Origin of the sequence: Streptomyces sp. NPDC048331, assembly GCF_043201215.1 — a bacterium.
Lineage (GTDB): Bacteria > Actinomycetota > Actinomycetes > Streptomycetales > Streptomycetaceae > Streptomyces.
This window is the reverse complement of record NZ_JBICYT010000071.1, coordinates 1-20,256: the sequence shown is the minus strand read 5'-3', so window position 1 is coordinate 20,256 and position 20,256 is coordinate 1. Positions and strand designations below refer to the sequence as shown.

Annotated in this window: 13 protein-coding genes, 1 tRNA gene and 1 rRNA gene; 12 read left to right on the top strand and 3 right to left on the bottom strand. The window is 70.8% G+C overall.

The window, feature by feature from the left end; all coding sequences use genetic code 11:
* The 3 genes from rrf to ACGFYY_RS41065 all read left to right on the top strand — a co-directional run.
* Window positions 1-93 (top strand): 5S ribosomal RNA (rrf, locus tag ACGFYY_RS41075); the annotation flags it as partial.
* 5 nt (window positions 94-98) lie between these two features.
* A tRNA-Thr gene (locus ACGFYY_RS41070) sits at window positions 99-174 on the top strand.
* A gap of 223 nt (window positions 175-397) precedes the next feature.
* Window positions 398-1,009, top strand: a complete 612-nt coding sequence (locus ACGFYY_RS41065; RefSeq protein WP_365270272.1) for a DUF308 domain-containing protein — start codon at window positions 398-400, stop codon at window positions 1,007-1,009.
* Window positions 1,010-1,098: 89 nt separating this feature from the next.
* Here the strand turns inward: ACGFYY_RS41065 and ACGFYY_RS41060 are convergent, their stop codons facing one another.
* Window positions 1,099-3,684, bottom strand: a complete 2,586-nt coding sequence (locus tag ACGFYY_RS41060) for a SpoIIE family protein phosphatase (protein ID WP_393717556.1) — start codon at window positions 3,682-3,684, stop codon at window positions 1,099-1,101.
* Between the two features lie 168 nt (window positions 3,685-3,852).
* Here ACGFYY_RS41060 and ACGFYY_RS41055 point away from each other — a divergent pair, with 168 nt between their 5' ends.
* The 9 genes from ACGFYY_RS41055 to ACGFYY_RS41015 all read left to right on the top strand — a co-directional run bounded on the left by ACGFYY_RS41055 (window position 3,853) and on the right by ACGFYY_RS41015 (window position 18,121).
* The gene (locus ACGFYY_RS41055; RefSeq protein ID WP_393717554.1) at window positions 3,853-9,387 is read left to right on the top strand and encodes a HAMP domain-containing protein; all 5,535 of its coding nucleotides are present in this window, start codon (window positions 3,853-3,855) and stop codon (window positions 9,385-9,387) included.
* A 274-nt stretch (window positions 9,388-9,661) separates the two neighbouring features.
* Complete coding sequence (locus tag ACGFYY_RS41050) at window positions 9,662-10,345, top strand: two-component system response regulator (RefSeq protein WP_266379016.1); 684 nt, start codon at window positions 9,662-9,664, stop codon at window positions 10,343-10,345.
* A gap of 115 nt (window positions 10,346-10,460) precedes the next feature.
* The gene (locus ACGFYY_RS41045; RefSeq protein WP_393717551.1) at window positions 10,461-13,253 is read left to right on the top strand and encodes a DNA translocase FtsK; all 2,793 of its coding nucleotides are present in this window, start codon (window positions 10,461-10,463) and stop codon (window positions 13,251-13,253) included.
* Between the two features lie 220 nt (window positions 13,254-13,473).
* Window positions 13,474-14,370: a RodZ domain-containing protein gene (locus tag ACGFYY_RS41040; RefSeq protein ID WP_365270285.1), complete on the top strand. Its 897-nt coding sequence runs from the start codon at window positions 13,474-13,476 to the stop codon at window positions 14,368-14,370.
* Window positions 14,371-14,496: 126 nt separating this feature from the next.
* Window positions 14,497-15,984, top strand: a complete 1,488-nt coding sequence (gene rimO / locus ACGFYY_RS41035; RefSeq protein ID WP_365270288.1) for a 30S ribosomal protein S12 methylthiotransferase RimO — start codon at window positions 14,497-14,499, stop codon at window positions 15,982-15,984.
* On the top strand, window positions 15,981-16,637 hold the full coding sequence (gene pgsA / locus ACGFYY_RS41030; protein ID WP_109778238.1) for a CDP-diacylglycerol--glycerol-3-phosphate 3-phosphatidyltransferase: 657 nt from the start codon (window positions 15,981-15,983) through the stop codon (window positions 16,635-16,637). Before rimO ends, pgsA begins: the two co-directional genes overlap by 4 nt.
* 65 nt (window positions 16,638-16,702) lie before the next feature.
* Window positions 16,703-17,212, top strand: coding sequence for a CinA family protein (locus ACGFYY_RS41025; RefSeq protein ID WP_393717558.1), 510 nt, complete (start codon window positions 16,703-16,705; stop codon window positions 17,210-17,212).
* Window positions 17,213-17,321: 109 nt separating this feature from the next.
* A complete protein-coding gene (locus ACGFYY_RS41020; protein WP_365270292.1) occupies window positions 17,322-17,702 on the top strand; it encodes a helix-turn-helix transcriptional regulator in 381 nt (126 codons plus the stop codon).
* 143 nt (window positions 17,703-17,845) lie between these two features.
* Complete coding sequence (locus ACGFYY_RS41015; RefSeq protein ID WP_365270295.1) at window positions 17,846-18,121, top strand: hypothetical protein; 276 nt, start codon at window positions 17,846-17,848, stop codon at window positions 18,119-18,121.
* Here the strand turns inward: ACGFYY_RS41015 and ACGFYY_RS41010 are convergent.
* Window positions 18,069-18,839 carry an SDR family NAD(P)-dependent oxidoreductase gene (locus ACGFYY_RS41010; protein WP_393717547.1) on the bottom strand — a complete coding sequence of 257 codons (771 nt, stop codon included), beginning with the start codon at window positions 18,837-18,839 and terminating at the stop codon, window positions 18,069-18,071. The two genes, ACGFYY_RS41015 and ACGFYY_RS41010, sit on opposite strands and share 53 nt — an antisense overlap.
* Before the next feature lie 126 nt (window positions 18,840-18,965).
* Window positions 18,966-19,760 carry an Fpg/Nei family DNA glycosylase gene (locus tag ACGFYY_RS41005; protein ID WP_393717545.1) on the bottom strand — a complete coding sequence of 265 codons (795 nt, stop codon included), beginning with the start codon at window positions 19,758-19,760 and terminating at the stop codon, window positions 18,966-18,968.
* Window positions 19,761-20,256: the final 496 nt, after the last annotated feature.

Sequence of the window (20,256 nt, the reverse complement as noted above, 5' to 3'; positions counted from 1 at the left end):
ACGCCCGGTTACATTCCGAACCCGGAAGCTAAGCCTTTCAGCGCCGATGGTACTGCAGGGGGGACCCTGTGGGAGAGTAGGACGCCGCCGAACAACCCGCCCTTTTAGCTCAGTCGGTAGAGCGTCTCCATGGTAAGGAGAAGGTCAACGGTTCGATTCCGTTAAAGGGCTCCAATGGAAAAGGCCCCCGCCAATAGGCGGGGGCCTTTTTTTGTTTTCCGGTCCTGTCGCCTTCCGGCACGGACGCGTCGCCCACGATCACGGCCGGCGCCGGGCACCGATGGCTGGACGGGCGGGCCGTAGCGGAGCTGCCTAGCATGGATGTGAAGGCTAGATAAGGTACGTTCCGGCGGCTTCGCGGTGCCCCACGGGCCGTTCGGCCGGCCCAGGAGGCGTCATGACCGTACCCCCCGCAGCGGCACCACAGCACACGCAGCACGACCCCGAGGACGTCCTCAAACACCTCGGCAGCACGTGGCACTGGGCGCTCGGCTTCGCCCTCGCGACCCTGATCCCCGGCATTTTGGTGCTCGTCTGGCCCGATGAGACCTTGCACATCCTGGCCGTCATCATCGGACTGCAGTTCCTGGTGGCGGGTGCTTTCCGCTTCGTCTCCGCGTTTTCGCACAGCAGAGACGGCGGCAGCCGGCTGGCGGGTGTGCTGATCGCCATGCTCGCGTTCCTGGCGGGCGTTCTGGTGCTGCGTCATCCGATGCAGACGATCGGCGCGCTGTCGTTGATCATCGGCGTGTTCTGGCTGCTGTCCGGAGTGCTGGCGGCGTTCACCGCGATCGCCGATCACTCGCTCGTGCACCGGGGCCTGCAGTTCGGCCTGGGTGCTCTCGGTGCCGTCGCCGGAATCGTCGTGCTCTGCTTCCCGGTGGACTCCGCCGTGGCCCTGACACGGCTGCTGGGACTCTGGCTCGTCCTGCTGGGCGTATTCGAGCTGGTGATGGCCTTCGCCCTGCGTTCCGCCACCCGTCAGATCACTTCGGCCCGGCCCGGGTGACACCGGGCGGGCACCCACGTGTCACGCAGTCCCTGAACCTGGGCCCGGCATCTGCCGGGCCCAGGTTTTTCGGTGAAGGTCGCCGCCGGCTATTCGCCCGCGCGCTGTTCCGGTACGCGGAAGGCGAGGATCGCCATGTCGTCCGAGGCGGGTTCGGCGGCGAAGCGTTCCACCGCGCGCAGGACCCGGGAGGCGACCGCGCCCGCCGTGAGCCCCGTACAGGTGGTGAGGACCTCCGTGAGGCCGTCGTCGCCCAGCATGCGGGTGCCCTCGCGGCGCTCGGTCACGCCGTCGGTGACGCAGAGCAGCACGTCGCCGGGGTCCAGGGTGAGGGTCTGTTCGAAGAGGTCCAAGTCGTCGATCACACCCAGCAGCGGCTGCGGATCCGCGGCCGCGTCGACCTGCCCGTTCGGGCGCAGGCGCAGCGGCAGCGGATGGCCCGCGCAGACGACCTTCATCAGCGCGCCGCCGTCGGGCTGCGGGTGGAGCTCGCCGTACAGGAGGGTCAGGAAGCGGCTGCGGGCGCCCTCGTCGAGGATCGCCGCGTTGAGGCGTTCGAGGACCGCCGGCCCGCCGAGGCCCTCACGGGCCAGCAGGCGCAGGGCGTGCCGGGCGAGGCCGGTGACCGCCGCGGCCTCCGGGCCCGTGCCGCAGACATCGCCGATGGCGAAGCCGTACGCGCCGTCGCGGATCGGGAACACGTCGTAGAAGTCGCCGCCGACCTCGTTGCCCTCCCCGGCCGCGCGGTAGATGACCTCGACCTCCATGCCGGGGATCGCGGGGGAGCCGGGCGGCAAGAGGCTGCGCTGGAGGGAGCGGCTGATCGCGGTGCGCTCGGAGTACAGCCGGGCGTTGTCGAGGGCCAGGGCGGCCCGGCGGGAGAGGTCCTCGGCGAGTTCGAGGATCTCCTGGCGGAAGTGCTCCTCGCGCGGTTTGCCGAGGGTGAGCATGCCGATCACGCGGTTGCGGGCGAGGAGGGGCAGGACCACCGTCTCGCCGCCGACGGCGAGGGTCGCCTCGGGCCACGGGCGGGCGCCGGCCTCACGGACCGGCTCCGGCGTGCTGACCTTGGAGAGGAGGTCCTTGAGGCCGTCGATGCGCTCCTCGTCCTCGTGGAGGACGTAGGAGAGGTACGGGTCGGAGGACTGGTCGGCGATGGTGTAGACGGCGCACCAGGTGGCGAGGGTCGGGACGGTCATCTGCGCCATGAGGGCCAGGGTCTGGTCCCGGTCGAGGGTGCCGGCCAGCAGGTCGGAGGCCTCGACGAGGAACGAGAGGGAACCGCGGCGCAGGCGCTCCAGTTCACCGAGGCGGGCGGACTCGACGGCGAGTGCGATGCGGTCGGCGGCGAACTGCAGGTGCAGGGCCTCTTCGTTGGAGTAGCGGCCGGGGGTCTCGGCGGCGACGCCGAGGGAGCCGGTGAGGCGGCCTTCCACCTTGAGGGGGACGGTGACGGCGGAGCGCATGCCGGTGGCCTCCAGGAGCGGCACGGCTCCGGGGGAGGCGATGAGGTCGTCGTGGACGGCGGGCATGCGCGCCGAGCCGTAGCGGTTGGTGCCGGCCTCGACGGGGACGCGGGCGAAGCGCTGGCGGGTGGAGGGCAGGCCGGTGGTGGCGCGGACCTCGAGCTCCGTCTCGTCGTCGGTGGCCAGGAGCAGGAAGGCGGCGTCGGCGTCGAGCAGGTCGCGGGCGCGTTCCACGGTGCGCTGGAGGAGCCCGTCGAGGTCGTCGGGGGCCGGAGAGCCGATGAAGACCTCGAAGGGATCCGTGGGGCGGGGATCGGTGAAGTGGCCGCTGTCGGAGGTGGGCACCCGTACGGGTGTCTGGAGCACGGCGCGCTCGTCGTCGTGGACGAGGAGGCAGACGATGGACGGTTCGCCATGGGCGTCGCGGACCCGCAGGTGCGAGGCGAAGACCGGGATGACGCGGCCGTCGGCGCCGCGGACGCCGTAGCTGCCCTCCCAGTGGGACAGGCGCAGGGCCTCGGCGATGCCGGTGCCCGTGCCGGGGGTCTGGGGCCAGGCGGCGAGCTCGGCGAGCGGGCGGCCGAGCGCCTTCTCCGCGGGGTGGCCGAAGATGTGCTCGGCGTCCTCGTTCCAGGCGGAGATGGAGTCGGCCGAGTCGATCTGGAGGACGGCGACGCGGACGCGGCTGTCGGCCAGCGGCAGCAGCTGGTCGGGGACGACGGGGCCCGCCGAGCGGGTACCGACCGGCCGGTCTGGGAGGTCGAGGCGGAACCACACGTGCTTGTGCGTGGCGGTGTACTCGACGCCCCAGCGGGTGGCGAGGGCGGCGCACAGCATCAGGCCGCGGCCGTTCTCGCGGTCGGGGTCGGCGTAGGGGCGTTCGCCGGGGTGCTGGAGCGGGAGCTCCCGCTCCGGATAGCGGTCGGCGACCTCGACGCGTACGCCGCCGTCGGCGCGCAGGCACAGGACCTCGGCCCGGGTGCCGGCGTGGACCACGGCATTGGTGACGAGCTCGCTGGTGAGGACCACCGCGTCGTCGACGATGTCCGCGAAGCCCCAGCCGTGCAGGGTGTCGCGGACGAACCCGCGGGCGGCGGCGACAGAGCGCCCGAGGGGATCGAAGCTGGCAGCCGCCCGTGCCGTGATCACTGGTCTCCTTCGACGCGGTTGGACATCGGGTGCCAGGTTACTTACCTTCGCGGTCGGCATGGTGCCGTCGTCAGGGATTCCACCCGCAGGGTACGGCGGGTGTGCGATGGTGCCGAAGTGTTATGGCCTGGTTCGGCCAGGGTGAAACACTGGGCAGGCTTGGAGAGCCGGCTTGTGACGAGTCAGGCGTCCGGTGGAAATGTGGTCGACCCTTTCGGGAGGGACACGGTGGAGTCTGGCGCAGCGGTACGGCGTACGGGAACGCGGCCGAAGGGCGGACGTTCCCGGCGCAGTGGCACGACGGAGGTCGATACCGCCGCTCTCAACCGGCTGCTCACGGCCCTGGTGTCGATGCGGGACGGGAATTTCCGCAAGCGGCTGACGGTGTCCGGCGAGGGCGTGATGGCGGAGATCGCCGCCGTCTACAACGAGGTCGCCGACAGAAATCTCCACCTGACGGGCGAGCTGTCCCGGGTACGGCGGATGGTGGGCCGCGAGGGCAAGCTGAGCGAACGGCTGGAAACGGGCGCTTGTGAGGGCTCCTGGGCGGCGGCGATCGATGCCTCGAACCAGTTGGTGGACGATCTCGCGCGACCGGTGTCCGAGGTGGGCCGGGTGCTGTCGGCGGTGGCCGAGGGCGATCTGGACCAGCGGATGGATCTGCGGACGCAGGCGGCCGAGGGGGCCGGGCATCCGCTGCGCGGGGAGTTCCTGAAGGTCGGGCGCACGGTCAACAACCTGGTCGACCAGCTGTCGGCGTTCACCGACGAGGTGACGCGGGTGGCGCTGGAGGTGGGTACCGAGGGCAAGCTCGGTGGTCAGGCCCAGGTGCGCGGGATGTCGGGTTCGTGGAAGGACCTGACCGACTCCGTCAACACGATGGCGTACCGGCTCACCGCTCAGGTACGTGACATCGCTCTCGTCACGACGGCGGTCGCCAAGGGTGATCTGTCGCGCAAGGTCACGGTGCACGTGGCCGGCGAGATGCTCCAGCTGAAGAACACCGTGAACACGATGGTGGACCAGCTGTCCTCCTTCTCCTCCGAGGTGACCCGCGTCGCCCGCGAGGTGGGCACGGAGGGCGAGCTGGGCGGCCAGGCGAAGGTGCCCGGGGTCGCGGGAGTGTGGAAGGACCTGACCGACTCGGTCAACACCATGGCCGGGAACCTGACGGCTCAGGTGCGCGGGATCGCGCAGGTGACCACGGCGGTCGCGAACGGCGACCTGTCGCAGAAGGTACGGGTGAGCGCGCGCGGCGAGGTGGCGCAGCTGGCCGAAACGATCAATCAGATGACCGAGACGCTACGGACCTTCGCGGACGAGGTCACGCGTGTGGCCAGCGAGGTCGGGGCCAAGGGTCTGCTCGGTGGCCAGGCGCAGGTGCCGGGGGCCGCGGGGACGTGGAAGGACCTCACCGACTCGGTGAACACGGTCTTCCGCAACCTCACCACGCAGGTGCGGGACATCGCGCAGGTGACGACGGCGGTGGCCAACGGTGACCTGTCGCAGAAGGTCACGGTCGATGTGGCCGGCGAGATGCTGGAGTTGAAGAACACCGTCAACACGATGGTGGACCAGCTGTCCTCCTTCGGCGCCGAAGTGACGCGTGTGGCCCGTGAGGTGGGCGTCGAGGGTGAACTGGGTGGCCAGGCGCAGGTGCCGGGGGCTGCGGGGACGTGGAAGGACCTCACCGACTCGGTGAACACCGCCTTCCGCAACCTCACCGGGCAGGTGCGCAACATCGCGCAGGTGACCACGGCGGTGGCCAACGGTGACCTGTCGCAGAAGGTCACGGTGGACGTCTCCGGCGAGATGCTCCAGCTGAAGAACACCGTGAACACGATGGTGGACCAGCTGTCCTCCTTCGCCGACCAGGTCACGCGGATGGCGCGGGACGTGGGTACGGAGGGCCGGCTCGGTGGCCAGGCCCGGGTCGAGGGGGTGTCCGGCACCTGGAAGGAGCTCACCGACTCCGTCAACTTCATGGCCGGGAACCTGACGTCGCAGGTGCGCCAGATCGCCCAGGTGACGACGGCGGTGGCCCGCGGTGACCTGTCGCAGAAGATCGACGTGGACGCCCGGGGCGAGATCCTGGAGCTGAAGAACACCATCAACACGATGGTCGACCAGCTCTCGGCCTTCGCCGAGCAGGTGACCCGGGTGGCCCGGGACGTGGGTACCGAGGGCCGGCTCGGCGGTCAGGCGCAGGTGCCCGGTGTGGCCGGCGTATGGCGTGACCTGACGGACTCCGTGAACGGCATGGCCGGGAACCTGACCTCGCAGGTGCGCAACATCGCGCAGGTCGCGACGGCGGTGGCCCGCGGTGACCTGTCGCAGAAGATCGACGTGGATGCCCGGGGCGAGATCCTGGAGCTGAAGAACACCCTCAACACGATGGTCGACCAGCTCTCGAACTTCGCGGAGCAGGTGACGCGGGTGGCCCGCGAGGTGGGCACCGAGGGCATCCTCGGCGGCCAGGCGGAGGTGAAGGGGGTCTCCGGTACCTGGAAGGACCTCACCCAGTCCGTCAACTTCATGGCGAACAACCTGACGTCCCAGGTGCGCAACATCGCCGAGGTGACCACGGCCGTGGCCATGGGTGACCTCTCCAAGAAGATCACCGTCGACGCCAAGGGCGAGATCCTCGAACTGGTCACCACCGTCAACACGATGGTCGACCAGCTGTCGTCCTTCGCGGAGCAGGTGACGCGGGTGGCCCGTGAGGTGGGCTCCGAGGGCATCCTGGGCGGCCAGGCCCGGGTGCGGGGGGTGACGGGCATCTGGAAGGACCTGACCGACAACGTCAACCTGATGGCCAACAACCTGACCTCCCAGGTGCGCAACATCTCCCAGGTCTCGGCGGCGGTGGCCAACGGCGATCTGACGAAGAAGGTGACGGTCGAGGCGCGCGGCGAGGTCGCGCAGCTCGCCGACACCGTCAACACGATGGTGAAGACCCTGTCGTCCTTCGCGGACGAGGTGACGCGCGTGGCCCGTGAGGTGGGTACGGAGGGCCGGCTGGGCGGTCAGGCGCACGTGCCGGGCGTCTCGGGGACCTGGAAGGACCTCACCGACTCGGTGAACTTCATGGCCTCCAACCTCACCGGTCAGGTGCGGCAGATCGCCATGGTCACGACCGCCATCGCCAAGGGCGACATGACCAAGAAGATCGACATCGACGCCCGCGGCGAGATCCTGGAGCTCAAGACCACCATCAACACGATGGTCGACCAGCTGTCGTCCTTCGCCGACCAGGTGACCCGGGTGGCCCGTGAGGTGGGTACCGAGGGCATCCTGGGCGGCCAGGCGCGCGTCCGGGACGTCGACGGCACCTGGCGGGACCTGACCGAGTCCGTGAACGAGATGGCCGGGAACCTGACCCGGCAGGTGCGCGCGATCGCGGCCGTGGCCACCGCGGTGACCCGCGGCGACCTCAACCTGAAGATCGACGTGGACGCGGCGGGCGAGATCCAGGTCCTCCAGGACAACATCAACACGATGATCGCGAACCTGCGCGACACCACCTTGGCCAACAAGGAGCAGGACTGGCTCAAGGGCAACCTCGCCCGGATCTCCGCGCTGATGCAGGGCCGCCGCGAGCTCGACGACGTGGCCTCGCTGATCATGAGCGAGCTGACCCCCGTGGTCTCGGCGCAGCACGGCGCGTTCTTCCTGGCGCTGCCGGCCGGCGGTACCACCGAGATCGGGACGGAGGGGGGCGCGGACGGCTCGTACGAGCTGCGGATGCGCGGGAGTTACGCGTACGCGGGCGGTCAGATGCCCATCTCCTTCCGGCCGGGGGAGGGGCTGATCGGGGCGGTCGCCGAGGAGAAGCGGATGATCCTCGTCGAGAACACCCCGCCGGGCTACCTGAAGATTTCCTCGGGTCTGGGCGAGGCGCCTCCGGCGCACGTCATCGTGCTGCCGGTGCTCTTCGAGGGGAAGGTGCTCGGTGTCATCGAGCTGGCGTCGTTCACGCCCTTCACCCAGATCCAGAAGGACTTCCTCAGCCAGATCGCCGAGATGATCGGTACGAGCGTCAACACCATCAGCGTCAACTCCAAGACGGAGATGCTGCTGAAGCAGTCGCAGGAGATGACCGAGCAACTGCGCGAGCGCTCGGACGAGCTGGAGAACCGGCAGAAGGCCCTGCAGGCCGCCAACGCGGAGCTGGAGGAGAAGGCCGAGCTGCTGGCCCAGCAGAATCGGGACATCGAGGTGAAGAACACCGAGATCGAGGAGGCTCGGCAGGTCCTGGAGGAGCGCGCCGAGCAGCTCGCGGTCTCGATGCGCTACAAGTCCGAGTTCCTGGCGAACATGTCGCACGAGCTGCGGACCCCGCTCAACTCGCTGCTGATCCTGGCGAAGCTGCTCGCCGACAACGCGGAGGGCAACCTGTCGCCGAAGCAGGTGGAGTTCGCCGAGACCATCCACGGCGCGGGTTCGGACCTGCTCCAGCTGATCAACGACATCCTCGACCTGTCGAAGGTCGAGGCCGGGAAGATGGACGTCTCACCGACCCGGATCGCGCTGGTGCAGCTGGTGGACTACGTCGAGGCGACCTTCCGGCCGTTGACGGCGGAGAAGGGCCTGGACTTCTCGGTACGGGTCTCGCCGGAGTTGCCGGCCACGCTGCACACCGACGAGCAGCGGCTGCTCCAGGTGTTGCGCAACCTGCTGTCCAACGCGGTGAAGTTCACCGACACCGGAGCGGTGGAGCTGGTGATCCGGCCGGCCGGCGCCGATGTGCCGACCGCGATCCGGGAGCAGTTGCTGGAGGCCGGTTCGCTGCGGGAGGCGGACGCGGACCTGATCGCCTTCTCGGTCACCGACACCGGGATCGGGATCGCCGAGAGCAAGATGTTGGTGATCTTCGAGGCGTTCAAGCAGGCGGACGGGACGACGAGCCGCAAGTACGGCGGTACCGGGCTGGGGCTGTCCATCAGCCGGGAGATCGCCCGGCTGCTGGGCGGCGAGATCCACGCCGCCAGCGAGCCCGGCCGCGGGTCCACCTTCACGCTGTACCTGCCGCTGCACCCGAGCGAGCTGCCTCCGCAGGGGTACGCGCCGCCGACGCCCGGTGGGGCCCGCGGCGAGCTGTACCGCCGGTCCCTGGACGGGGGTCGGCCCTCGCTGCCGGGGAACCAGGCGGGGCCGGCGGCCATGCCGTCGGTGCAGGCACAGCCGGCGCGTCCGGCGCTGTCGGCGGCCGAGCCGACCGGGCAGGGGCAGGGCGGCGGGGCCGCGCTGTTCCGGCGGCGGCGCAAGGCGGCGAGCGATCTGGAGCCGCGTACGGCGGTGCCGGGTCAGCCGAACGTCGTGGGGGCCGAGGACGGCTGGGGCAGCGCGGAGGACGAGCTCCCGGCAGTGCCCCGGACGTACGACTTCCACGGTGAGAGGGTGCTCATCGTCGACGACGACGTACGCAACGTCTTCGCGCTCACCAGCGTGCTGGAGCAGCACGGACTGGCCGTGCTGTACGCGGAGAACGGGCGGGAGGGCATCGAAGTCCTGGAGCAGCACGACGATGTGACGGTCGTACTGATGGACATCATGATGCCCGAGATGGACGGGTACGCGACGACCTCGGCGATCCGGCGGATGCCGCAGTTCGCCGGGCTGCCGATCATCGCGCTGACGGCGAAGGCGATGAAGGGGGACCGGGAGAAGGCGATCGACTCCGGTGCTTCCGACTACGTCACCAAGCCGGTCGATCCGGACTATCTGCTGTCGGTGATGGAGCAGTGGATGCGCGGTAAGTGATCGCCGGGAGGGCGGAAGGACAACGATCGCTGACTCACCGTGCCCGATGCGGTGTGGGAGGGCGGTGAACGGGGAACCTTCTGCTCTCCCACCACGTTTCCGCTTCGTGCACAGTGACATCTTGGTGACAGGGTGTGGCGATCTCGGGACTGGGGCTACGATGACCGGCACAAGGACGGACGGCGCAAGGATGCCGTCCTCTGGGGCGGGGCCCGGCGCACAGGCCGGCGCCCTGAGCCGGGGAGGCCCCATGCCGGGGCGAGGAGGACAGGGCATGGTGCAGAAGGCCAAGATCCTCCTGGTCGATGACCGGCCGGAGAATCTGCTGGCGCTGGAGGCCATCCTCTCCGCGCTCGATCAGACACTGGTCCGGGCGTCGTCGGGGGAGGAAGCGCTCAAAGCGCTGCTGACGGACGATTTCGCGGTCATCCTGCTGGATGTCCAGATGCCGGGCATGGACGGATTCGAAACGGCCGCGCACATCAAGCGGCGGGAACGGACCCGGGACATCCCGATCATCTTCCTGACCGCGATCAATCACGGTCCGCACCACACGTTCCGCGGTTACGCGGCGGGTGCGGTCGACTACATCTCCAAGCCCTTCGACCCGTGGGTGCTGCGGGCCAAGGTCTCGGTCTTCGTGGAGCTGTACACGAAGAACTGCCAACTGCGCGAGCAGGCGGCCCTGCTGCGGCTCCAGCTGGAGGGTGGCAGTTCCAACGGCGTGGACGCGGGCAAGGAGACGGCCGGACTGCTGGCCGAGCTCTCCGCACGGCTCGCGGCGGTCGAGGAGCAGGCCGAGGCGCTGACCAAGCAGCTCGGCGAGGATTCGGCCGACGCCGGCGTGGTGGCGACCGCGGCGCACCTGGAGCGCAAACTCACCGGACTGCGGCGGGCACTCGACGCACTGGAGCCCGGGACCGCCGGAGGGGCTCCGGCCCTGCCCGCGCAGAACTGACCGTACGCGCGTCGGTACTGGCGGTGCGTCAAAGCGCCTGAGGAGCCGACGACACGAACGGGTGAAGGGGTGGGCACGCGTGTCCACCGGCGTGCGCACCGGTAACCTCGGCCCCATGGCCTCACGTACGTCCGGTAAGGGTTCCCAGAGCACGGCGGGCACCGCGAAGGGCCGCACCGGCCGTACGGCGGCGCCGGCGAAGAAGGCCGCGCCCGCGCGGGGGCCCGCGGCGAAGAAGCCCGCGGCCGCCAGGCGCGCCCCGGCCAAGAAGGCCGCGGCCAAGCCGGCGCCTTCGCCGACCGGGGGCGTGGTGCGGCTGGTGCGTGCCGTCTGGCTCGGCTGCGCGCACGCGGTCGGCGCCGTCTTCCGCGGGATCGGCCAGGGGGCCAGGAACCTCGACCCCGCTCACCGCAAGGACGGCGTGGCGCTGTTGCTGCTCGCCCTCGCGCTGATCGTCGCCGCCGGCACCTGGTCGAACCTGAGCGGTCCCGTCGGGGACCTGGTCACCATGCTGATCACCGGTCTCTTCGGTCGGCTGGATCTGCTCGTGCCGATCCTGCTCGGTGTGATGGCGGTGCGGTTCATCCGCCATCCCGAGCAGACCGACGCCAACGGCCGCATCGGCATCGGGCTGTCGGCCCTCGTCATCGGCGTCCTGGGCCTGGTCCACATCGCCTGCGGGGCGCCCGGCCGGGACGAGGGCACCACCGCGATGCAGAACGCGGGCGGGCTCATCGGCTGGGGCGCCTCCAAGCCGCTGATCTTCACCATGGGCGCGCCGCTGGCCGTGCCCATGCTGGTACTGCTCACGATCTTCGGACTGCTCGTGGTCACCGCGACCCCGGTCAACGCGATCCCGCAGCGACTGCGCCGGCTCGGCATCCGGCTCGGGATCATCGCCCCGAACGAGTACGACGAGGGCTACGGCGAGGCCGAGGGCGCCGGCGAGCGGCACGACCCCGAGCGGTGGCGGGCCCGTGCCGGAGCCGGCGAGGGTTCCGGGGATCCGGTGGACGAGGCCGAGGAGGAGGCGCTCGCCCGGCGGCGCAGGCCGCGCAGGGCCCCGGCCAGGCCCGCCATGGAGCGGGGGATGGACGCCGTGGACGTGGCCGCGGCGGCCGCCGCCGCGCTGGACGGGGCGGTCTACGGCGGAATGCCGCCCTCCCCGCTGGTCGCCGACCTCACGCAGGGGATCACCGTCGAGCGGGAGGGCGCGGAGCCCACCACTCCGGTGCCGGTCGCCCGCGCGGAGCGCCCCGTACCGGACACCACCCCCCGGAGCGCCCCGGAAAGCGACTCCGAACCCGGTGCCGGGCAGCCGCACGCCACCACGGCCGCCGCCTCCGGGACCCTGGCGGTGCCCGATCTGACCAAGGCCCCGCCGCAGGCCCAGGCGCTGCCGCCGCGTGCCGAACAGCTCCAGCTGCGCGGGGACATCACGTACGCGCTGCCCTCGCTCGACCTGCTGGAGAAGGGCGGGCCCGGCAAGACCCGCAGCGCCGCCAACGACGCGGTGGTCGCCTCGCTGCGCAACGTGTTCGTCGAGTTCAAGGTCGACGCGGACGTCACCGGCTTCACCCGGGGACCGACCGTCACCCGCTACGAGGTCACCCTGGGCGCCGCGGTCAAGGTCGAGCGGATCACCGCCCTGACCAAGAACATCGCCTACGCCGTGGCCTCGCCGGACGTCCGGATCATCAGCCCGATCCCGGGCAAGTCCGCGGTCGGCATCGAGATCCCGAACACCGACCGCGAGATGGTCAACCTGGGCGACGTCCTGCGCCTCGCGGACGCGGCCGAGGACGACCACCCGATGCTGGTCGCGCTCGGCAAGGACGTCGAGGGAGGCTACGTGATGGCCAACCTCGCCAAGATGCCGCACGTGCTGGTCGCCGGTGCCACCGGTTCCGGTAAGTCCTCCTGCATCAACTGCCTGATCACCTCGATCATGGTCCGGGCCACCCCGGAGGACGTCCGGATGGTCCTGGTGGACCCCAAGCGCGTCGAGCTGACGGCGTACGAGGGCATCCCGCACCTGATCACGCCGATCATCACCAACCCCAAGCGGGCCGCCGAGGCGCTCCAGTGGGTCGTGCGCGAGATGGACCTGCGCTACGACGACCTCGCCGCCTTCGGCTACCGCCACATCGACGACTTCAACCAGGCCATCCGGGACGGCAAGATCAAATTGCCGCCGGGCAGCGAGCGGGAGCTCAGCCCTTACCCGTATCTGCTGGTGATCGTCGACGAGCTGGCCGACCTGATGATGGTGGCCCCGCGCGACGTCGAGGACTCCATCGTCCGGATCACCCAGCTGGCCCGCGCGGCCGGCATCCACCTGGTGCTCGCCACCCAGCGGCCCTCGGTCGACGTGGTCACCGGTCTGATCAAGGCGAACGTGCCCTCGCGCCTCGCCTTCGCCACCTCCTCGCTCGCCGACAGCCGGGTCATCCTCGACCAGCCGGGCGCCGAGAAGCTGATCGGCAAGGGCGACGGGCTGTTCCTGCCGATGGGCGCCAACAAGCCGGTCCGCCTCCAGGGCGCCTTCGTCACCGAGAACGAGATCGCCGGTATCGTCCAGCACTGCAAGGACCAGATGGCGCCCGTCTTCCGGGACGACGTCACCGTCGGGCAGAAGCAGAAGAAGGAGATCGACGAGGACATCGGCGACGACCTGGACCTGCTGTGCCAGGCGGCGGAGCTGGTGGTCTCCACGCAGTTCGGGTCCACCTCGATGCTCCAGCGCAAGCTGCGGGTGGGATTCGCGAAGGCCGGGCGGCTCATGGACCTCATGGAGTCGCGGGGCATCGTCGGCCCGAGCGAGGGCTCGAAGGCGCGCGACGTCCTGCTGAAGGCCGACGACCTGGACGGAGTGCTCGCGGTCATCCGGGGCGAGGCCCATCCGTAATGAAATCCCGGGCAACCGTTTCCCTTGGGCCCGCGTCAAGTTGAAGAGAGGTGGCGGTAGGCGCGCGAGAACGCTCGCGGCGCCGGGCCGCCGCACCCGAGCATGACCTCCCTTCGCCATTCGGATGGCGTAGGGAGTGCACCCTCCGGTTGCTCCACCCTTTCGTCACCCCCCTAGACTGGACTTCCAGCAGGTGGCTACACGCTCGAAAGGCGCCCACGTGTCCATCGGCAACTCCAACTCCCCCGAAGAAGAGCGGCCTTCGACCGACGACCGGTCCGAGGACCGCATCGTCGAACGTCCCGTCGAAGGACCGTCCATCGGGACGGCCCTCAAGAAGGCCCGGATCGCCGCCGGGCTCACCGTCGACGAGGTCAGTTCCACCACCCGCGTGCGCATCCCGATCGTGCACGCGATCGAAGAGGACGACTTCACGCGGTGCGGCGGCGACGTCTACGCCCGCGGTCACATCCGTACGCTCGCCCGCGCCGTAAACCTCGATCCGGCACCCCTGGTCGAGAGCTACGACGCGGCCCACGGCGGCCGGCCGGCACCCACGCCCGCCGCGCCGATGTTCGACGCCGAGCGCATCCGCCCCGAGCGGCAGCGGCCCAACTGGACCGCGGCCATGGTCGCCGCCATCGTCGCCGTCATCGGCTTCGTGGGCTTCACCGCCTTCAGCGGTGGCGACGAGAAGGACAAGCGCCCGGTGGCGGAAGGTTCCGCCTCCCCCAAGCCCGCACCCAAGCAGAGCGCGGCCAAGCCGGCCGTACCGCCCCAGCAGACCCCGCCGGCGGCCAAGCCGGAGCCCTCGGACAGTGCGATCGCCGCCGCGCCCAAGGACCTCGTCACCGTGGTCCTGACGGCCGACACCGGCGAGAGCTGGATCTCCGCGAAGGACTCCACCGGCCGGCTGCTCTTCGACGGCACCCTCACGCAGGGTGAGTCGAAGACCTTCACCGACAAGGAGTCCGTCGACCTCGTGCTCGGCGACGCCGGGGCCGTGAAGCTCTTCGTGAACGGCAAGGAGATCAAGGACGACTTCCAGTCGGGTCAGGTGGAGCGTCTGAAATACACGAAGGCCGACCCCGCCCAGGACCAGCCCCAGGCGGGCTGAGACGGGACCGCCCTAGGGCGGAAGGCTTGAATCCGGATCCCCGGGGTGCTGCGCCGCATCCCGGGGATCTTGCTGTACGGGGACGTGCGGCAGGGGCCGACGCCGGGACGAAGTAGTCTTGAGTCCATGCCCGAACGCCGTACCGTCGCCCTTGTCACTCTTGGCTGCGCCCGTAACGAGGTGGACTCGGAGGAGCTCGCAGGCCGCTTGGCGGCGGATGGCTGGGAGCTCGTCGAGGACGCCGCCGATGCGGACGTAGCCGTCGTCAACACCTGCGGCTTCGTCGAAGCCGCCAAGAAGGACTCCGTAGACGCCCTGCTGGAAGCCAACGATCTCAAGGATCACGGCAAGACCCAGGCCGTCGTCGCCGTCGGCTGCATGGCCGAGCGCTACGGCAAGGAACTCGCCGAGGCGCTCCCCGAGGCCGACGGAGTCCTCGGTTTCGACGACTACGCCGACATCTCCGACCGCCTCCAGACCATCCTCAACGGTGGCATCCACGCCTCCCACACCCCGCGCGACCGGCGCAAGCTGCTGCCGATCAGCCCGGCGGCCCGCCAGGACGCCGAGGTGGCCCTGCCCGGCCACGCCCAGGAGCCCGAGGCCGCCCCCGCCGACCTCCCCGAGGGGCTGGCGCCCGCCTCCGGACCGCGCGCGCCCCTGCGCCGCCGCCTGGACAAGAGCCCGGTCGCCTCGGTCAAGCTGGCCTCCGGCTGCGACCGGCGCTGCTCCTTCTGCGCCATCCCGTCCTTCCGCGGCTCCTTCATCTCCCGCCGTCCCAGCGACGTGCTGGGCGAGACCCGCTGGCTCGCCGAGCAGGGCGTCAAGGAGATCATGCTGGTCTCCGAGAACAACACCTCGTACGGCAAGGACCTCGGCGACATCCGCCTGCTGGAGACCCTGCTGCCCGAGCTGGCCGAGGTGGACGGCATCGAGCGCGTCCGCGTCAGCTACCTGCAGCCCGCCGAGATGCGGCCCGGCCTGATCGACGTACTCACCTCGACCCCCAAGGTCGTGCCGTACTTCGACCTGTCCTTCCAGCACTCGGCCCCCGACGTGCTGCGCTCCATGCGCCGATTCGGTGACACCGACCGCTTCCTGGAGCTGCTGGACACCATCCGCTCCAAGGCCCCGACGGCCGGCGTCCGCTCCAACTTCATCGTCGGCTTCCCCGGCGAGAAGGAATCGGACTTCGCCGAGCTGGAGCGTTTCCTCACCCACGCGCGCCTCGACGCCATCGGCGTCTTCGGCTACTCCGACGAGGACGGCACCGAGGCCGTCACCTACGAGAACAAGCTGGACGAGGACACCATCGCCGAACGGCTCGCGCACATGCAGCGGCTCGCCGAGGAGCTCACCTCGCAGCGTGCCGAGGAGCGCATCGGGGAAACTCTCGAAGTACTCGTCGAGACCGTGGAAGCCGTCGACGAGGACGGCGAGGGCGCCTTCGGGCGCGCCGCGCACCAGGCACCCGAAACGGACGGCCAGGTGGTCTTCACGGACAGCACGGGCCTGGTCCCGGGGCGTATCGTCACGGCAAAGGTGGTCGGCACCCTGGGCGTGGACCTGGTGGCCGAGCCGCTCGGTATGGAGCTCGAGGAGGCGGCCGGATGACCGGAGTCCCGGCATCTGCGGCGGGCGGGACCGGCCGCCGGCCCGTACCCGGCGCGAAGCTGGGGGCCGCGGCGGTCAATCAGGCCAGCCTGTGGAACATCGCCAACATCCTGACGATGATCCGGCTCGTGCTGGTGCCGGGCTTCGTCCTGCTGTTGCTCGCCGACGGCGGCTACGACCCGGCCTGGCGGGCCTGGGCCTGGGCCGCGTTCGCCGTCGCCATGATCACGGACATCTTCGACGGGCACCTGGCCCGGACGTACAACCTGGTCACGGACTTCGGCAAGATCGCCGACCCCATCGCCGACAAGGCGATCATGGGGTCGGCGCTGATCTGTCTCTCCTGGCTCGGTGACCTCCCCTGGTGGGTGACCGGAGTGATCCTCGGACGGGAGCTCGGGATCACCCTGCTTCGGTTCTGGGTCATCCGCTACGGAGTGATTCCGGCCAGCCGGGGCGGAAAGATGAAGACCCTCGCCCAGGGCACGGCCGTGGGCATGTACGTCCTCGCACTGACCGGGGCGCTGGCGACCATGCGCTTCTGGGTGATGGCGATCGCCGTCGTGCTGACCGTCGTCACCGGTTTGGACTACATCCGTCAAGCGGTCGTGCTGCGCCGCCAGGGTCTCGCCGCGGAGCGGGCCGCGAAGTGACCCACGCGGTGGGGGATTTTCCGGCGGCCGAAGCGGCCTCGGAAGCTGCGTCGGAAGCGGTGGACGTGACGGCGGTGGCTGCGGATGCGCTCCGTCTGCTTGCGGAGAGTGACCAAACCCTCGCGGTGGCCGAATCGCTGACCGGTGGCATGGTCGCCGCCGAGCTCACGGCCGTCCCCGGCGCCTCACGATCCTTCCGCGGCTCGGTCACGGCGTACGCGACGGAGATCAAACACCTGGTCCTCGGGGTGGACGCGGGACTGCTGGAGGCCGAAGGCGCGGTGAACGCGCAGGTCGCGGCGGAGATGGCGGCCGGCGTGCGGCGCGTGATGGGCGCTTCGTGGGGGATCTCGACGACCGGAGTGGCCGGTCCGGAGCCACAGGACGGCCGGCCGGTGGGCACGGTTTTCGTCGCGGTGGACGGTCCGGGGAGCAGGAAAACGGTCCGTCTGAGGTTGAAAGGCTCCCGCGCGGAAATCCGTAGGGAGAGTGCACGCACAGTGCTCAGGCTTCTCTCGGACCAACTCCGCGAGAATGCGCGGGGGCAGGATACGGAACAGAACGGGGGGATTTGATGTTTGCAGCCCTGAGTGAACACGACATCGCTCCCCGCACGGCCGCGGCGCGAGGCGGTACGGTGGGGCGTGAAGGATGCGGCTACACGGTCAGAGGAGGGAGCCACCGATGATTCTGCTCCGTCGCCTGCTGGGTGACGTGCTGCGTCGGCAGCGCCAGCGCCAGGGCCGTACTCTGCGCGAAGTCTCCTCGTCGGCCCGAGTTTCTCTCGGCTATCTCTCCGAGGTGGAGCGGGGGCAGAAGGAGGCATCCTCCGAGTTGCTCTCCGCGATCTGCGACGCGTTGGACGTACGGATGTCCGAGTTGATGCGCGAAGTCAGTGACGAACTGTCGCTGGCCGAGCTGGCACAGTCGGCCGCGGCAAGCGAACCGGTGAGCGTGCCGGTCCGCCCGATGCTCAATTCGGTCTCCATGACTTCGGTCACGGGCGGACCGGAGCGGGTGACCATCAAGGCGCCTGCGGAAGCGGTGAATGTCGTAGCCGCGTGAGCGAGCACGTGCGTGTTTGAGCGTGGCCGGAGCCCCGGCCGGTGCCTGGTGCACCGGCCGGGGCTCCCGGCCGTTCTGGGTGCGGGGGCGCGGAGGGTGCGGGAGGATGGGGCCGTCCGGGTTCCGGCCCCTGGGAGGCAGTCGTGCGGCGGTTGCTGCGCATACCCGTGGTGTCGGTCCTCGCGTTGACGGTGGGGGCGCTGTGGTGGTGGGCCGTGCTGCGGCTGGTGCTGGCGCCCGCCGAGTCCGGGGCCGTGGAGGGCGCGGTGGCGGTGGGCGGCTGGGGGCTGGGGCTGCTGCCGGTGCACTGTGTGCCGGGCCCGGTGCGGAAGGCGCGGCGCAAGGCGCTGGAGGCGGTCGAGGGGGCTACCAGGGCATGGACACCCCACCGTTCGGGCGAAGGATCTGACCCGTCATGAAGGACGAGGCGTCCGAGGCCAGGTAGAGCACCGCCCGGGCGATGTCCTCGGGCTCGCCGACCCGGCCCAGCGGGGACATGCGGATCATCGCGGCCTCGGTCCGCTCCCGGACCTCGGGGCTGTGGCGGCCGGTCATGGGGGTGCGGATCCAACCCGGGGCGACCGCGTTGACCCGTATGCCGTGCGGGCCGGCCTCGGTGGCGAGGGTCTTGGTCAGCTGGACGACGGCGGCCTTGGCGGCGCTGTAGCAGAGGAGGCCCGGCTGGGCGGCGTCGACGGCTCCGGAGGCCATGGTGACGATGGAGCCGGGTCGGCCCGCAGCGATCATGGAACGGGCGGCCTCCTGGCAGGTGCGCAGGACCCCCTTGAAATTGATGTCCAGGATCCGGTCGAGGTCCTCGTCGGTCGTCTCCAGGACGCCGCTCGTGTGCATGACCCCGGCGATGGCGGCCGTGATGTCGAGCGGGCCCGCCGCGGTGACGGCCGCCCTGAGCGCGGCCCGGTCGGTGACGTCGAGGGGATGGACGGTGGCGGCGCCGCCGGTCTTGCCGACGAGGGCGGCCGTCTCGGCGAGGCCCTGCTCGTCGCGGTCCGCGCAGTGCACGTGCGCGCCCGCCTCGGCGAGCAGGACGGCGGTGGCGCGGCCGATGCCGCTGGCGGCGCCGGTGATCAGGGCGGTGCGGCCGGCGAGGCCGTACGGGTCTGTGGGTGTGGGCATGTCGGGACCGTACGACCGTACCTGACGGACCGTCAATCAGTGTGCGGCGGTGCGCTCTCGGCCCTTCGTCCTCGGGTTCGCGCCCGGCGCCCGGCGTCCTGCATCCGGCGTCCTGCGTCCTACCGCCTACGGGGTCGGGCCCTGCTGGCAGCGCGGGCACCAGTAGGTGGGGCGGCCGTCCTGGGGGGCCTCGCGGACGGGGGTGCCGCAGCGCAGGCAGGGGCGGTGCGCGCGGCCGTAGACGAAGAGGTCCTGGCCGGGGAGGCGGCTGCCGGTCGTGTTGCGCGGGCCCGGCCGCTCGCCGATGTTCGCGGACAGCAGCCGGTGGGCGGCGGCGGCCAGCCGGGGGAGGGTCGACTCCGGGAGCGCGCCGACCGAGGTCCACGGGGTGACCTGGGCCAGGAAGCAGAGCTCGGCCTTGTAGATGTTGCCGATCCCGGCGAGGTTGCGCTGATCGAGCAGGGCTTCGCCGAGGGCCCGCTCGGGGGCGGCGAGAAGGTGGGCGGCGGCGAGGTCCGGATCCCAGTCCGGGCCGAGGAGATCGGGGCCCAGGTGGCCCACGGCCCGATCCTCCTCGGCGGTGCGGATCAGCTCCAGGACGGGGAGGCGGTAGCCGACGGCGGTGTGGTCGGCCGTGCCGAGGACCGCCCGGATCTCGTAATCGGGGCCGCCGCGCCATCTCTCGCCGGCGGCGAAGACGTGCCAGGCGCCGTCCATCCGGAGGTGGCTGTGCAGGGTGAGGCCGCCCTCGAAGCGGGCGAGGAGGTGTTTACCGCGGGGTGTGACGTCGAGGGTGACCCGGCCGGTGAGATCGGCCAGGGCGAAGCGGGGGACGCGTAGGTCGCTACGGGTGAGCACGCGGCCCGCGAGGACGGTGTGGAGGCGGGTCGCCGCGCGCCGGATGCTGTCGCCTTCGGGCATGGCTCCATTGTGCCGTCGCCCGGCGGGGCCTCGCCGGGGCGACGGCGCACCGGACGGCCAGGCCCAGGCCGTCTCTTCCGGATCTTGTCGGGGCCCGGCCGCGCGGCACCGCACCTCGCGGCGTTGTCGGAGCAACCCGGTACGTCCGGTACAAGGGAGCCCCTCCGCCCGGGGGCCGTCCCAGCGGTAGCTGGGGGAGATGCACGGCACCGGACAACGCGGGCCCGACCGACAAGATCCGAAAGAAACGGCCTAGGCGGGACGGTCTTTCCCCGGGGCGTGAGCACGCGCCGGACGGGGACCTGCCGGCGCGGTGGAGTGCGCGGGCCTGCCCGGGGTGGGCGACAGGGCGGTGCCTGCCCGGGGTGGGCGCAGGGGCGGGGGGGGGGGGGGGGGGGGGGGCCCCCCCCCCCCCCCCGGGGGGCGGCCCCCCCCCCGGGGGGGGGCCGGGGGGGGCCCGGGGGGGGGGGGGGGGCGGGCGGGGGGCGGGGGGCCG

Bases quoted from the DNA above. Each gene is read 5' to 3' on its own strand.
- rimO (WP_365270288.1), top strand. From the start codon at position 14,497: ATGCCCGAACGCCGTACCGTCGCCCTTGTCACTCTTGGCTGCGCCCGT.
- pgsA (WP_109778238.1), top strand. From the start codon at position 15,981: ATGACCGGAGTCCCGGCATCTGCGGCGGGCGGGACCGGCCGCCGGCCC.
- ACGFYY_RS41065 (WP_365270272.1), top strand. From the start codon at position 398: ATGACCGTACCCCCCGCAGCGGCACCACAGCACACGCAGCACGACCCC.
- ACGFYY_RS41020 (WP_365270292.1), top strand. From the start codon at position 17,322: ATGATTCTGCTCCGTCGCCTGCTGGGTGACGTGCTGCGTCGGCAGCGC.
- ACGFYY_RS41010 (WP_393717547.1), bottom strand. From the start codon at position 18,839: ATGCCCACACCCACAGACCCGTACGGCCTCGCCGGCCGCACCGCCCTG.
- ACGFYY_RS41060 (WP_393717556.1), bottom strand. From the start codon at position 3,684: ATGCCGACCGCGAAGGTAAGTAACCTGGCACCCGATGTCCAACCGCGT.
- ACGFYY_RS41045 (WP_393717551.1), top strand. From the start codon at position 10,461: ATGGCCTCACGTACGTCCGGTAAGGGTTCCCAGAGCACGGCGGGCACC.
- ACGFYY_RS41050 (WP_266379016.1), top strand. From the start codon at position 9,662: ATGGTGCAGAAGGCCAAGATCCTCCTGGTCGATGACCGGCCGGAGAAT.
- ACGFYY_RS41005 (WP_393717545.1), bottom strand. From the start codon at position 19,760: ATGCCCGAAGGCGACAGCATCCGGCGCGCGGCGACCCGCCTCCACACC.